The sequence below is a fragment of the Burkholderia sp. RF2-non_BP3 genome (assembly GCF_001522185.1).
Classification (GTDB): domain Bacteria; phylum Pseudomonadota; class Gammaproteobacteria; order Burkholderiales; family Burkholderiaceae; genus Burkholderia; species Burkholderia diffusa.
This window is the reverse complement of the sequence record NZ_LOSU01000028.1, coordinates 352,872-366,291: the sequence shown is the minus strand read 5'-3', so window position 1 is coordinate 366,291 and position 13,420 is coordinate 352,872. Positions and strand designations below refer to the sequence as shown.

Below are 13,420 nucleotides of genomic sequence, written 5' to 3'. Positions count from 1 at the left end.
CGCGACAGGCGTCACGCATCGCGCATCGGTTGCGCAAGCAACGTGTATGCAATGGCGGCGACAGCCAGCGCGAGCACGCCGCTCACCGTCAGCGCGGCGGCGAATCCGCTCGCGAAGGCCGCGGGCGCCGCATCGGCGAGCGTGCGCGCGGCCGACGGCGGCACGTGCGCCAGCGCCTGCCCGAGATCGCCGGCCAGCAGGCTCGACATGAACGGCGCATCGACGAACGCGCGCACGTCCGCCACGGCGGACAGCATCCGGTCGAGTCGCGCGTGCGTGCTGGCGGCCAGCACCGCGCCGAGCACGCCGACGGCCGTCACGATCGCCGAGAAGCGGGTGGTCGTGCTGATGCCCGACGCCATTCCGGTCCGGCTCGGCGGCACGCACGCCATGATGGCCTTCTGCGTGTCGCCGTTCATGATGCCGGCACCGCAGCCCGTCACGAACATCCCGAGCGCGACGAGCCGGTAGTCGCCGAAAGCGGTCAGCGCCGCGGTCGCGAGATTGCCCGCGCCGATCAGTGCGAGCCCGCCCGCCAGCACGCCGCCGGACGACACGCGCGACGCGAGCATGCCGCCGAGCGACGGCCCCGCGATCATCGCGAACGCGAACGGCAACATCCCGAGCCCCGCGTCGATCGCCGACATCCCGAACGCGTTCTGCAGGTACAGCGGCAGGAACGTCATCATCACCTGCGCGCACGCCGCGTAGCCGAACATCGCGAGCACGGCGCCGACGAAGCGCGGCTGGCGAAACAGCGCGAGATCGATCATCGGCCGCGCCTGCCAGCGCTCCGCGCCGATGAACGCGGCCAGCAGCGCGCCGGCGAGCGCGAACCGGCCGAGCGTCGCGGCCGACAGCCAGCCGTGCGACGGCGCGCCGATCAGCGCCGCGATCGCGCACGCGAGCGCCGTGCCGAACAGCAGGCTGCCCGCGGCGTCGACCCGTTTCGCATGCGGGTCGCGCGACTCGTCGATCGCCACGCGCGCGCCGACCGCGAGCAGCGCGCACACCGGCAGGTTCAGCAGGAACACCCAGCGCCAGCCGATCCACTGCGTGATCGCGCCGCCGACCAGCGGCGCGACGGCCGTCGCGATCCCCATGCACATTCCCCAGATCGCCCACGCGCGGGCGCGTTCGCGCCCGTCCGGAAAGCGGTTCGCGATCACCGCGAGCGCGGCCGTCAGCAATAGCGCGGCCCCGCCGCCCTTCACCGCGCGCGCGGCGATCAGCCAGCCGGCCGACGGCGCGATCCCGCACCCGAGCGACGCGAGCGCAAAGAGCGCGAGCCCCGCGCCGAGCATGCGTTTGCGCCCGAAGCGATCCGCGAGCCCGCCGGCCGGCAGCAGGCATGCGGCGAACGCGGTCATGTAGGCGCTCACGACCCACTCGATGTCCGCGAAACTCGCATGAAAGCTGCGCGCGACACTCGGCAGCGACACGGCGACGACGTTCGTGTCGAGCACGATCAGCGAGCACGTCGCCGAGGCGACCGCGAGCGTCGCGGCGGCCGGCAGGCGGGCATGCGCATGCGCTGCGGCGGGCGCGCCGGCACGCGGGGCGGGAGAAGACTGGGACATCGACGGGCTCCGGAGCAAGAGGGACGAGCCGTATGCTAGGCTGGCCCCGTATTGCCTGTCATTGACATACCCATGCAGTTTCATTGACGAAAATCGCAATCATGAATCCGCTCGAATTCCGTCACGTGCGCGCATTCCTGGCCGTCGCGCAGCACCTGCATTTCGCCCGCGCGGCCGACGCGCTCGACATGGCGCCGCCCGCGCTCACGCGGCAGATCCAGGAAGCCGAGCGGGTGCTCGGCGTGCGGCTGTTCCAGCGCTCGCGCCGCGCGGTCACGCTGACGGCGGCCGGCGAGGCGTTTCTCGCCGAGGCGAGCGCCGCGTTCGAGCATCTGCAGCGCGGGCGCGAACTCGCGACCCTCGCCGAGCGAGGCGAGCTCGGCCGCCTCGAGATCGGCCATGTGTCGTCGGCCGTTTATTCGGGCACACTGCAGCGCACGGTCGGCGCGTTCCGCGCCGCGCATCCGCGTATCGAGCTGAACCTGCGCGAGGTGCCGATGGACGACGTCGCGAAGCAGCTCGACACGGGCCGGCTCGACCTCGCATACGTGCGCCCGCCGTTGCCGCTGCCGGGCGGCCTGCGGATCGTCACGCTGCAACGCGACGTGTTCGTCGCGGCGGTGCCGGCCGATTCGCGTTACGCGGCGATGACCGCCGTGCGCGCCGCCGATCTCGCCGACGCACGCTTCGCGGTGCCGGAACAGGAACGCGGCACGCTCGAAGTCGCACGCCGCGGCCGCTTCGCGCCGGTGATCGCCGCGCGGCCGGGCGGGTTGCTCGCGGTGCTCGCGTGCGTGTCGGTGAACGGCTGGGTCGCCGTGATCCCGGACGCGCTCGCCGGCTGCGTGTCGTTGCCGGGCGTCGTGTACCGGCCGATCGCCGGCAAGCCGATCATGTCCGAGCTCGCGCTCGCGCATCGGCGCTTCGAAAAGGCGCCCGCGGTGCGCGCCTTCCTGCGCACCGTTCCGGCCGCTGGCTAGGGCCTGGGCCTGTTCGCGCCAGCAACGGACTGGCGCCGCCCCGCCGCCGTCGAGCATGCGTCGAGGGCGGCCGCGGCCTTGGCTTCTCCACACCGCCACTCCCCACCCTCGCATGAATAAGCATTTCGCGATTCGATGTTTGCCGGCGCGAAACCGATTCCGTAATCTGCCCGGCAGCCGCGCGGCTTGCGCGCGGATCACCGAGGACCTGCCGCCGATGACTTCGCCCCCCGCCCCGGCCCGCCGCCGCGCCCTGCTGCGCGTGGCCGCCCTGGCCGCCGCACCGCTGGCCGGCGCCGCCGCATCGCCCGTGCGCGCGGCCGGCCCCGACCTGTCGAACGTCACGCTGGTGCTCGGCGACCAGGCCGGCGGCCTGCGCGCGCTGGCTGAAGCCGCGCGCGTGCTCGACGGCGTGCCGTACCGGTTTCGCTGGGCGAATTTCCAGGGCGCGGCACCGTTGTTCGAAGCGCAGCGCGCGGGCGCGATCGATCTCGCGCCGGCCGGCGACCTGCCCGTGTTGACGGCCGCGCTCGGCGATCCGGCATTGCGGATCGTCGCGACGCGCGTCGGCTCGCCGACGTCGCTGGGCATCGTCGTGCAGCCCGATTCGCCGGTGCGCACCGTCGCCGACCTGAAGGGGCGCACCGTCGTCGTGTCGTCGGCGCGCGGCAGCATCTCGCAATACCAGCTGTACGGCGCGCTGCGCGAACACGGCCTCGCACCGGGCGACGTCGAGGTGCGCTTCGTGCTGCCGGTCGATGCGTTCGCCGCATTCGAGGCGAAGCAGATCGGCATCTGGGCGACCTTCGATCCGTATTACGGACATGTGGTGCGGCGCGGTGCGCGCATCGTGCGCGACGGCAGCGGGATCAATTCGGGGCTCGCGTTCCTCACATCGCCCGTCGACACGCTCGACGATCGATCCAAGCGCGCGGCGCTGTCGGACGTGCTCGCGCGCCTGACCCGCGCCGGCCAGTGGGCCTTGTCGCACTCTTCCGATTACGCGGCCGTCTATGCGTCGCTCACGCGCCTGCCGCGCGATGCGGCCGCCGACATCGTCCGCCGCGCGGCGCTCGCGCAGCGCGGCGTCACCGGCGCGGACATCGACGTGCTGCAACGGGTCGCCGACCGTGCCGCCGCGGACGCGATCCTGCCGAAGCGCGTCGACGTCGCGTCGATCGCGATACGCAACCTGTCGGCCGCCTGATCGGTTTCGCGCGCGTTCAGCGCGGTTTCGGCACCGGCGTGCCGCCCGGTTCGCGAATGACCGTGCACCGTGCTGCGTCGCCGCGCGGCGCGCCGAGGTCTTCCGCCATCGCCACCCAGAAATCGGGCGGCGCACCGGCCAGATCCTGAACCTGCATCGCGCCCTCCAGCGGTCTTGAAAACGCCATCCTGGCGCCGCCGCGCGCGGTTCGCCGACGCGCCGCCGTCCGATGTTTTCCCCAGCAAACCGGCCAGGCGTGCAAATCCACCGATACGTGTTACGAATCGGCGATTCCTGCCTACAATGAACGCAATGCCTGTCGTCCGGTACGCGGTGGACGAGCAGGCCGGAACCGACTTCACGCCGAACCGGGCCGGGCCCGTTCGGCGAACGACAACCGGAACCATACGGTGCAGCGCAGGCCGGATCTCTCGGGGGAACCGCAGCATGTCCACGCACGCCAGGAAGCCGCTGATATCGCTCGTCGTGCCGTTTCACGACGAAGAGGAAACGATCGACGCATTCTTTGCAGAAACGCTGCCCGTTCTCGAGTCGGTCGCCGGGGTGCGCTTCGAGATCGTCTGCATCAACGACGGCAGCCGCGACCGCACGCTCGACCGGCTGGTCGCGGTCGCCGCACGCGACCCGCGCGTGCACGTCGTGGATCTCACGCGCCGCTTCGGCAAGGAAGCGGCGCTCACCGCGGGCCTCGACGAGGCCGCCGGCGCCGCGGTGATCCTGATCGACGCCGACCTGCAGGACCCGCCCGCGCTGATTCCCGCGATGATCGAACACTGGCGCGGCGGGGCCGAAGTCGTCGCCGCGAAACGCACCGACCGGATGTGCGATCCGTACCTGCAGCGCGCGGCGGCGGCACTCTACTATCGCGTGCACAATGCGCTGTCCGAAGTCGAAATGCCGGAAAACGTCGGCGATTTCCGCCTGATGGATCGCGAGGTCGTCGATGCGCTGCGCGCGCTGCCGGAGCGGCGGCGGTTCATGAAGGGGCTGTTCGCGTGGGTCGGCTTTCGCACCGCGATCGTCGAATACACGCGCGCGCCGCGCAGCGGCGGCCGCTCGAAGTTCTCCGGATGGCGCCGCTGGAACTTCGCGCTCGAGGGCATCACGAGCTTCAGCACCGTGCCGCTGCGCGTGTGGACCTACGTCGGCCTCACGTTCGCGATGCTGTCGCTCGTGTACGGCGCGTTCATCGTGGTGCGAACGCTGCTGTTCGGCAATCCGGTGCATGGCTACCCGTCGCTGATTTCCGTCGTGCTGTTCGTCGGCGGCATCCAGTTGATCGGCATCGGCGTGATCGGCGAATACCTCGGCCGGATCTATCACGAGTCCAAGCAGCGCCCCGTCTATCTCGTGAGGCGACGCTATCGTGCCGAGCGCGATGCCGCCGGGCAGCCGGCATCGAAGCTGCTGCAGTTCCCGCTGAAGCGCGCGAACGCCGCGCGCCGCCGGACGGCGCTGCCGGCGGCAACCGGCGTCGCCGCTCGCAAGGCGTCGTTCAAGTAGAACCGGGCGGCCGCAATTGGACATTCCCCGGCAATCGCTGCGCTCGGCGGAGCGCCCGGTCGTCGCGTGGCTCACACCGCGACGCGTCATCCTGTACAGCACGCTGATGCTGGCGTTGTCCGCGTTGTTCGTCGCGATCTGGATATCCGTCGTGCGTCATGCGCACGGCAGCGTCCTGTCTCGCGCCGGCGCCGACTTCTCGGTGTTCTGGTCCGCGTCGTACGTCATGCTGCACCGCTCGCCCTCGCAGGCATACGATTTCTCGGCGTTCTCGCGGCTGACGGCCGAACTGTTCCCGAATCTTCGTCGCGACGCCTTCGCCCCGTGGCTGTACCCGCCCACGTATCTGCTGCTCGTGACGCCGCTGGCGCTGCTTCCGTTCGCGCTCGGTTATCCGCTGTTCGTCGCGTCCGGTGTCGCCGCGCTGGGCCTCGCCGCATGGCGCGTGGCGCGTCTCGGCGTGATTCCCGGCGCATGGCGCGCCGGCATCGTTGCGCTGCCCGTCGCGCCGTGCGTGTTCGTCACCGGGGCGCTCGGGCAAAACGCGTTCCTGACCGCATCGTGCGCGGCGCTGGCCGTCCACTGGGCCGAGCGGCGGCCGATGTGGGCGGGCCTTTGCATCGGACTGCTGTCCGTCAAGCCGCAGATGGCGCTGCTGTTCCCGTTCGTGCTGGTGGCGACACGCGCATGGCGCACGATCGCGTGGGCTGCGCTCGCCACCGGCACTTTCGTCGCGCTGGGCGTCCTGGTCTGCGGCATCGAGTCGTTGCGCCTGTTCGCGGCCGGCACGGACCTCGTACGCTCGATCGTCCTCGAACACGGTGTCGTGTTCTGGCTCGCGTCGCCGACGCCGTTCGCGGCGTTCCGCCTCTCGGGCGTGCCGCTCGGCGCCGCGTATGCGGCACATGCGGGCATTGCCGCGATCACGATCGCGGCCGCCTGCATCGCCTGGACGCAGTCGCGCGATACCCGCGTGCGCGCCGCCGTGCTGACGGTCGCGACGCTCGTGGCCACCCCGTACCTGTGGCACTACGAACTCACATGGCTCGCCATCGCGATCGCCTGCATGCTGTCGATCGGCTGGCGCGACGGCTGGCTGCGCGGCGAACAGACCGCGATCGCGCTGATGTGGGCACTGCCGATCGTCGAATACCTGAACCCGTGGCTCCAGTGGCCGCAGATCGGCCCGGCCGTGACGCTCTTCGCGCTGCTCGTGCTGCTGCGCCGCGCGCGCCACGACGCTCACAGCGCGAGCCGCGGCGGCACGTATACGCCGTAGTACGGCCCGACGCCCGTCGCGACGCCGGTCATCTTCACGCCGGCGACGAAGTGCCCCTGGATGTACTTGTACGTCCCGCCGAGCGACACGTCGATGTGGAACGCCGCGAACGCGACGATCGGCACGTAGGTGCTGCTCGCCGTCTGCGTGACGACCGGCAGCACGACCGTCGTGCCGACCGGCACCGACGTGTAGAGCGTGGCCTTCACGCCGGTCGCGAGATAGATGCTGTCGCCGATGTTGAGCGTCGTCGGGTTGCCGGTCACCATCAGGCCGCCCATCGTCGTCGTGTCGGTCGCGGTCGACTGGAACGACGTCCACTGGCCGCCCATGCACAGCGCGCCGTAGGTCTGGCCGTTCGTGATCGAGAATTCGTACGGCAGGCCGGTCAATGGATTGATCAGCGGCTGGTTGGTCGCCGCGTTCCAGTACTGGTTGTACACGCACTGGTCGATCGCGATCGGAAAGAGCCCGCCTGCCGCGACTCCGCCGGGCGCGGCGAGCACCGCGATCGCGGTCGCGCTGCCGGATGCGCCGGGGATGCCGAGCAGCCCGCCGAGCAGCAGCGGAATCGACCCGCCGTTCACGCCCGGCGCGCGCGACACGGTCACCTGCACCGCGGGCACATCGTACGAGCCGGGCGTGATGGTGGTCGGCTGCATCGACGCGGGGCTGCGCGTCACGTTCCAGTAGCCGGTCGTCACCGTGCCGGTCGCCAGCGGTGCGCCTGCCGCCGCGTTCTGCGCGATCACGCCGTTCGCCGCAGGCGCGGCCTGCGACCAGTTCAGCGCGCCGCCGGTCGGCGACATCATCGCGTCGGCCCCCGCGAGCGCAGCCGCGTCGGCGGCGTTCTGCAACTGGTTGCGCACGGTGGCCACCCACGCGATGTCGATCGCCAGCGCGCCGAACGACAGCAGCGGAATCAGGAACATCAGGAAGAACAGCGCGACGGAACCGCGCTCGCGCACGGCGCCGATCCCTGGCGCGTCGGCGGCGTCATTCATAAAGCATCACCGAGCTGGCCGAGATCGTCACCGGGCCGGTCAGCGCGCTGAATGCCGAACCCAGCACCAGCCCCGAATACGTGTAGGTCACCGTGACCGTCAGCGCGGTGCCCGACGTCGTGCCGTTCGCCTGCGTCACGGTCACGGTCGGCGTCGTCGCGGCGCCGCCGGTGATCAGGCTGTTCTGCATGTAGCTCGATGCGACGCTGGCGATCTGCGTCGTGGTCAGCATCGGCACGCGCAACACGACGCCGGCGCGCGCGGCCTCGCGGCTCGCGTTCGTGATGACGGCCTTGTCGCATAGCAGCAGGCTGGTGTCGATGATACCGATCAGCACCATCAACAGGAACGGCAGCATCAGCACGAATTCGAGCGACACGACGCCGCGCGCGCGGCGCGCGCCCATCGCCCCGCGTGTCATTTTTCGGCCTCCGCGGCGGGCGGCACGGCACGCGGCTCGAGCGCGGCGCCCGTCGACGGCCGCGCCGCGGCGGACGCCGGGCGCGACGCGAGCTGCGCGCGCACCGCCTGGTAGACGCGCAGATTGTCAGCCACCGCCGACGCGGGCAGATCCGCGGACAGCAACTTCTTCGCCGAATCGGTGTTGCCGAGCACGCCATACGCGAACGCGAGATTCTGGCGCGCCTGCCACGGCGCGTCGGGCAGCCCGGCCACGTCGAGCAATACGTTCACGCCCTCGCGTGGCCGGTTGCCCAGCACGAGCGACAGCCCGAGGTCGACACGCAGCCCCTGCGCATCCGGATGCGCGCGCAGCGCATCCCGGTACACGGCCTGCGCGTCCTCGTGGCGGCCCTGCAGATCGAGCACCGTGCCGAGCCCTTCGGCCGCGAGCGGAAGGTTCGGCTGCGCGGCCAGCAGGTCGCGGTAGCGCCGTGCGGCCTCGTCGAGCCGACGCTGCCGCAACGCGACCCGCGCAAGCCCGATCTGCGGCCCGAGTTCGGCGGGCGCCTGCTGCCGTGCCTGCTCGTAGAGAATTCGCGCGCGCTCCAGATCGCCCGCGCGGTAGTTGACGTCGCCGAGCCCCAGACGCGCCGGGAGCGAATCGGGATGCCGGGCAAGCACCTTCTCGTACAGCGTCGATGCGAGATCGACGTTGCCGCCGGCCAGCGCGCTGTCGGCAATGCGCAATTCGGCCTGCGGATCGTCGCTCTTGTGCGACAGCGCCGGCCGCGTCTGGATACCCGGCGCGCAGCCGCCGGCCAGCACCGGCAACACGGCCGCGAACGCGAGCGCACGGAGGACGGATCGTGTCATTTGAATACCTCGAGCAGGCGGATCGCCGCCGGGCCCGCCGCGATCAGGCCGACCGTCGGCAGGATGAACAGCATCATCGGCAGCGTGATCTTCGGCGCGAGCTTCGCGGCCTGTTCCTCGAGCGCGACGATCTGCTCGGTCCGCTCGCTGCGCGACAGCGTCCGCAGCGCCTGCGTGATCGGCGTGCCGAATCGCTGCGATTGCGTAAGCGTCGTGGCAAGCGAACGCGCCGACGCGAAGTCGACGCGTATCGAAAAGTGCGCAAGGGCTTCGGCCACGTTGCCGCTCAGCGTCAGCTCGTCCGCGCACACCTTCAGCTCGTCGGCGAGCGGCGGGCAAATGCGCTCGAGTTCGCGCGCGACACGCCGCACGCCCGATGCGAGGCTGTTGCCGGCCATCGTGCAGATCACGAGCAGGTCGAGCGCATCCGGAAAGCACGCGGAGATGATGCGCCGACGCCGCCGGATCATCGCGCCGAGCACGTATTCAGGCACGATCACGCCGATCACGAACGCGGCGACCATCGCCAGGGCGCGGATCACGAAGTATTCGCCGAAGCGCGGAATGTACGGGCTGAACACGATCGCGACGCCCGCGAACAGCACGCCGCAACTCAGCTTGATGCCGATCATCGACGATACCGCACGCCGCTCGCGAAAACCCGCGCGCGTGAGCTGCAGCCCGAGCTTCGCGCGCTGCATCGGGTCGAGCACGGGCAGCCGCTCGCCGAGCTGCGCGAGCCGCCGCGTCAGGTCCTGACGCACCTCGCCCGGCTGCAGCCGCCCCGACGCCAGCGACAGCGGGCGCTGCCCGGCCGCCTGCTGCACTCGCTCCGCGATCCGCCGGCGCGTGCCGCCGCCGGGCGGCGCGAGCGCCGCCGCGACGCACGCGAGCAGCAACAACAGTTCGAGGCCGCGGGCGGCCAGCATCGACATCGTCATCGCGCGGTATCCAGTTTCGAGATCTTGCGGATCATAAGCAGTCCGATCGTCAGCAGCGCCGCGGCGATCGTCAGCATCACGCGTCCGGGATGCGTGTCGAACAGCAGCATCACGTACGCGCGGTTCACGAGGAACAGCGCACCGATCATCACGAACGGCACCGCCGAAATGATCTTCGTGGTGATCCGCCCTTCGGCGGTCAACGCGCGCGTCTTCAGGCGGATGTCGCGGCGCGTGCGAATGATGCTCGACAGCTCGTCGAGCGTCTCGCCGAGGCTGCCGCCCGTCTCGCGCTGCAGCAGCAGATAGACGGTGAAGAACGAGAAGTCCGCGATCATCAGCCGGTCCGCCGCGAGCGTCAGCACGTCCTTCAGATCCGCGCCGACGCGCAGGCTGTCGCCCATCGTGCGAAAGGTCGAGCGCACCGGCTCCGCCGCGCTGTCGCCCACCGTGCTGATCGCCTGCGTGACCGGAATGCCCGCGCGCACCGCCCGCACGATCAGGTCGATCGCGTCCGGGAACGCTTCGAGAAAGCGCAGCCGGAACCGCTCGACCAGCGCGCGGTAACTGGCGCGCATCGCCACCAGCGGCAACCCGACGTAGATCAGCGGATGAAGTACGCTCGGCAGCGCGACGAGCTCCACCACGGCGATCGCGGCGATCGCGCCGGCGAGCGTGCCGGCGACGACGATCCGCATCCCGCGTTCGCCGCCGACCGCCCGCACGCGCGTCACGTAACGCTGCAGCCACGCACGCGCGCGGCTTTGCCGGCGCGGCAGGTTGAACAGCGCGACGCCGGGCGCCGCGGCCGCACCGGCCTCCCGGCCCGCCAGCGATGGCGCAAGGTGCCGCATCCGCGCGCGAATGCGCTGCTCCGGCGTGTGGCGCGCACGATCGAGCAGCGCGGACAGCGCCAGGCCCACCGCGAGGATCACGACGAATGCGCCGAGCGCGAACAGGTCCGCGGCGCTCATTGCCGGAATACCTCGGAAAGCGCGTCCTCGACGCCGTAATACGCGGCGCGCGGCGCGAACGCAGGCCGCAGCGACGACGCCTCGAACACGCCTTTCACCACGTCCCGCGTCGTGTCGCCTTCCTGACGGAACGCGAAGAGATCCTGCGTGATCACCACCTCGCCCTCCATCCCGACGATCTCGGTGATGCGGGTCACGCGGCGCACGCCGTCGCGCATCCGCTCGACCTGCACGAACAGGTGCACGGCGCTCGCGATCTGGCGCCGGATCGACAGCAGCTGCAGGTTCGCGTTCGCCATCATGACCATGCTTTCGAGCCGGCTGATCGCGTCGCGCGGCGAATTCGCATGGATCGTCGTCATCGAGCCGTCGTGCCCGGTATTCATCGCCTGCAGCACGTCGAACGCCTCCGCGCCGCGGATTTCGCCGAGGATGATGCGGTCGGGCCGCATCCGCAGCGCGTTGCGCACGAGGTCGCGCTGCGAAATCCCGCCGAGCCCTTCCGTATTCTCCGGCCGCGTCTCGAGACTCACGACGTGCGGCTGCAGCAGTTGCAGCTCGGCGGCGTCCTCGATCGTCACGATTCGTTCGTGCTCCTCGATATGTTGCGACAGCGCGTTGAGCAACGTCGTCTTGCCCGAACCCGTACCGCCCGAGATCACGATGTTCAGCCGGCACGCGCACGCGATCTTCAGCACCTGAAGCATCCCGTGCGAGATATTGCCTTGATGCGCCATGCGCGCAAGCGTGATGTCGCGCTTCGCGAACTTGCGAATGGAGATCGACGCGCCGCGCATCGCGATCGGCGGCAGGACCACGTTCACGCGGCTGCCGTCGGCGAGACGCGCGTCGACCATCGGGCTGCTTTCGTCGACGCGACGCCCCACCGCCGCCGCGATCCGCTGCGCGACGCTCGTCACGTGCGCGTTGTCGCGAAACTTCAGCGGCGTGAGTTCGAGCCGGCCCGCGCGCTCGACGTACACCTGATCGGGGCCGTTCACGAGAATGTCGGAGACGGTGTCGTCGGCGAGCAGCGGCTCGATCGGCCCGACGCCGAACATGTCGTTCAGGATCGCATCGACGATCAGCACCTGCTCGCCCGTCGTGATCTTCAGACGTTCGCGCTCGACAGTGTGCGCAGCCACCTGTTCGATGCCCGCACGCACTTCGTCGCGCGTCTTCATCAGCGCCGCCGACATGTTCATCGACGAAAACACCGCGGTGCGAATCGCATCGAACTTGCCGGAGCGAATGAGCGCCTCCTGGGTATCGGCCGACGCCAGCGCGCGCGCGGACGCGGGCGCCGGGCTCGCGGCCGGACCCGCGCCCGGGCCCGGCCCGGGCGCGCCGTCGCGCGGCGCGGCGGGCGCCCCTGCGGGCGCCGGGTCCGGCGTCGACTGCTTGCGGGTACCGAACGTCACGATCCCTTCCTCCATTTGACGAAGCGCGCGTACCATGGCTCGGCGACGGCCATCGATTCGCCGGTGATGCCGTTCGCGAGCAGCCGGATCTCGTCCAGGAAGCCGTGACGTTTCGCGCGCTCGATCGGCTCGCCGAGGTTCTCGGCGACCGCGAGCGGCTGCGGCTCGTGCGGCAGCTCGCGCAGCCTCACGCCGCCGAATGCGTCCTCGAAGTCGGTCTGCGCGACGCGTCCCTTGACCGGTTCGAGCGGGTTGTTCAGCATCATCGACAGCAGCCGCTCGCCGGGCAGCTCCTTCACGAAGCGCGCAAGCCGCGCGGCTTCGTACGCGGCGTGCACCGAACGGTCGGCGACGATATAGACGAGATCGGACACCGCCAGCGCGTCCTCGAACAGCTTGCCGACGCGGGTGCCCACGTCGAACAGCACGTAGTGGAAGCGGTCCTTGAGCATGTCGACGAGCAACGCGACCGCATCGTCGCGCAACGACGCTTCCTCGCCGTACGCCAGTTCGGCCGACAGCACGTGCAGGCGGTCGCCCTTCGTGACGAACATGCGGTCGAACAACGCGTCGTCGGGGCGCTGCTCCATGTTCAGCAATTCGATCAGCCCGTTGTTGCTCGACAGCCCGAACATCGAGTTCGCGCCGCCGCCATGCAGGTTGAGGTCGACGTACGCGACGCGGCGGCGCTTCTCGCCCGCCAGGCAGCGCGCGAGACTCACCGCGATCGTGGTCGTGCCCACCCCGCCGCGCGCGCCGACGAAGGCGACGATCTTGCCGGTGCGCGCCTGCACGACCGATTCCGTCGCGGTCAGCGCGCGCCGCATCAACTCGACGGTCAGCGGCTTCACGATGTAGTCCTGCACGCCGATGCCGAGCAGGTTGCGGAACAGCCCGACGTCGTTCTGCGTGCCGATCGCGATGACCCTCACCGACGGATCGCACACGTCGGCCAGCCGCATCAGGTCGGATACCGGCAGCACCGAATCCGACACGTCGACGATCAGCTGGCGCGGCGAGCGTTCATGCTGCTGCAACAGCCGGATCGCGTCGTCGCAGTTGCCCGGCTGCACATGGGCGCGCGTGATCGACAGATCCTGCGCGACGCGCCGGATCACGTCCTCGCTGCCGGCGTCGGACACGACCGCGACGAGGTCCGCCGCTCCGGCTGCGGCGGCGTGCTTGGCATTCTGGCGGTCGAGGACGTTCATGGGCGGCATCGCGCTTCGCATCGG

Annotated in this window: 13 protein-coding genes; 4 read left to right on the top strand and 9 right to left on the bottom strand. The window is 70.4% G+C overall.

What is annotated here, in order from left to right:
• Positions 1–11 precede the first annotated feature (11 nt).
• Positions 12–1,580 carry an MFS transporter gene (locus WS45_RS12145; protein ID WP_059700012.1) on the bottom strand — a complete coding sequence of 523 codons (1,569 nt, stop codon included), beginning with the start codon at positions 1,578–1,580 and terminating at the stop codon, positions 12–14.
• 101 nt (positions 1,581–1,681) lie between these two features.
• Between WS45_RS12145 and WS45_RS12140 the strand changes: the two genes are divergently transcribed.
• Entirely contained in the window at positions 1,682–2,560 is an 879-nt protein-coding gene (locus WS45_RS12140) for a LysR family transcriptional regulator (protein ID WP_059700009.1), read from the top strand.
• 217 nt (positions 2,561–2,777) lie between these two features.
• Positions 2,778–3,767, top strand: a complete 990-nt coding sequence (locus tag WS45_RS12135; protein WP_059700575.1) for an ABC transporter substrate-binding protein — start codon at positions 2,778–2,780, stop codon at positions 3,765–3,767.
• Between the two features lie 16 nt (positions 3,768–3,783).
• On the opposite strand, the gene WS45_RS34925 is transcribed toward WS45_RS12135, so the two are convergent.
• Complete coding sequence (locus tag WS45_RS34925) at positions 3,784–3,924, bottom strand: hypothetical protein (RefSeq protein WP_156437131.1); 141 nt, start codon at positions 3,922–3,924, stop codon at positions 3,784–3,786.
• Between the two features lie 290 nt (positions 3,925–4,214).
• Between WS45_RS34925 and WS45_RS12130 the strand changes: the two genes are divergently transcribed.
• Positions 4,215–5,291, top strand: a complete 1,077-nt coding sequence (locus tag WS45_RS12130; protein WP_059524863.1) for a glycosyltransferase family 2 protein — start codon at positions 4,215–4,217, stop codon at positions 5,289–5,291.
• A 16-nt stretch (positions 5,292–5,307) separates the two neighbouring features.
• Complete coding sequence (locus WS45_RS12125) at positions 5,308–6,570, top strand: glycosyltransferase family 87 protein (RefSeq protein WP_059700007.1); 1,263 nt, start codon at positions 5,308–5,310, stop codon at positions 6,568–6,570.
• Here the strand turns inward: WS45_RS12125 and WS45_RS12120 are convergent.
• Genes WS45_RS12120 through WS45_RS12090 form a run of 7 tightly spaced genes read right to left on the bottom strand, consistent with a single transcriptional unit; the run spans position 6,534 to position 13,405 of the window.
• Complete coding sequence (locus tag WS45_RS12120; RefSeq protein WP_059689812.1) at positions 6,534–7,574, bottom strand: TadG family pilus assembly protein; 1,041 nt, start codon at positions 7,572–7,574, stop codon at positions 6,534–6,536. The two genes, WS45_RS12125 and WS45_RS12120, sit on opposite strands and share 37 nt — an antisense overlap.
• Positions 7,567–7,995 carry a TadE/TadG family type IV pilus assembly protein gene (locus WS45_RS12115; RefSeq protein ID WP_059700006.1) on the bottom strand — a complete coding sequence of 143 codons (429 nt, stop codon included), beginning with the start codon at positions 7,993–7,995 and terminating at the stop codon, positions 7,567–7,569. The genes WS45_RS12120 and WS45_RS12115 overlap by 8 nt, the downstream gene beginning before the upstream one ends.
• Positions 7,992–8,849 (bottom strand): tetratricopeptide repeat protein, encoded by an 858-nt coding sequence (locus WS45_RS12110; protein ID WP_059524856.1) that lies wholly within the window; start codon positions 8,847–8,849, stop codon positions 7,992–7,994. Before WS45_RS12110 ends, WS45_RS12115 begins: the two co-directional genes overlap by 4 nt.
• Entirely contained in the window at positions 8,846–9,790 is a 945-nt protein-coding gene (locus WS45_RS12105) for a type II secretion system F family protein (protein ID WP_059689809.1), read from the bottom strand. The genes WS45_RS12110 and WS45_RS12105 overlap by 4 nt, the downstream gene beginning before the upstream one ends.
• Positions 9,787–10,764 (bottom strand): type II secretion system F family protein, encoded by a 978-nt coding sequence (locus WS45_RS12100; protein ID WP_059700004.1) that lies wholly within the window; start codon positions 10,762–10,764, stop codon positions 9,787–9,789. The genes WS45_RS12105 and WS45_RS12100 overlap by 4 nt, the downstream gene beginning before the upstream one ends.
• Positions 10,761–12,221: a CpaF family protein gene (locus tag WS45_RS12095; protein WP_373559426.1), complete on the bottom strand. Its 1,461-nt coding sequence runs from the start codon at positions 12,219–12,221 to the stop codon at positions 10,761–10,763. The genes WS45_RS12100 and WS45_RS12095 overlap by 4 nt, the downstream gene beginning before the upstream one ends.
• A complete protein-coding gene (locus tag WS45_RS12090) occupies positions 12,182–13,405 on the bottom strand; it encodes an AAA family ATPase (RefSeq protein ID WP_059690198.1) in 1,224 nt (407 codons plus the stop codon). Before WS45_RS12090 ends, WS45_RS12095 begins: the two co-directional genes overlap by 40 nt.
• Positions 13,406–13,420: the final 15 nt, after the last annotated feature.

Excerpts from the sequence above, each read along its gene's own strand:
- WS45_RS12120 (WP_059689812.1), bottom strand. The coding sequence starts at position 7,574 with ATGAATGACGCCGCCGACGCGCCAGGGATCGGCGCCGTGCGCGAGCGC.
- WS45_RS12145 (WP_059700012.1), bottom strand. The coding sequence starts at position 1,580 with ATGTCCCAGTCTTCTCCCGCCCCGCGTGCCGGCGCGCCCGCCGCAGCG.
- WS45_RS12105 (WP_059689809.1), bottom strand. The coding sequence starts at position 9,790 with ATGACGATGTCGATGCTGGCCGCCCGCGGCCTCGAACTGTTGTTGCTG.
- WS45_RS12115 (WP_059700006.1), bottom strand. The coding sequence starts at position 7,995 with ATGACACGCGGGGCGATGGGCGCGCGCCGCGCGCGCGGCGTCGTGTCG.
- WS45_RS12090 (WP_059690198.1), bottom strand. The coding sequence starts at position 13,405 with ATGCCGCCCATGAACGTCCTCGACCGCCAGAATGCCAAGCACGCCGCC.
- WS45_RS12130 (WP_059524863.1), top strand. The coding sequence starts at position 4,215 with ATGTCCACGCACGCCAGGAAGCCGCTGATATCGCTCGTCGTGCCGTTT.
- WS45_RS34925 (WP_156437131.1), bottom strand. The coding sequence starts at position 3,924 with ATGCAGGTTCAGGATCTGGCCGGTGCGCCGCCCGATTTCTGGGTGGCG.
- WS45_RS12140 (WP_059700009.1), top strand. The coding sequence starts at position 1,682 with ATGAATCCGCTCGAATTCCGTCACGTGCGCGCATTCCTGGCCGTCGCG.
- WS45_RS12110 (WP_059524856.1), bottom strand. The coding sequence starts at position 8,849 with ATGACACGATCCGTCCTCCGTGCGCTCGCGTTCGCGGCCGTGTTGCCG.
- WS45_RS12095 (WP_373559426.1), bottom strand. The coding sequence starts at position 12,221 with ATGGTACGCGCGCTTCGTCAAATGGAGGAAGGGATCGTGACGTTCGGT.
- WS45_RS12100 (WP_059700004.1), bottom strand. The coding sequence starts at position 10,764 with ATGAGCGCCGCGGACCTGTTCGCGCTCGGCGCATTCGTCGTGATCCTC.
- WS45_RS12135 (WP_059700575.1), top strand. The coding sequence starts at position 2,778 with ATGACTTCGCCCCCCGCCCCGGCCCGCCGCCGCGCCCTGCTGCGCGTG.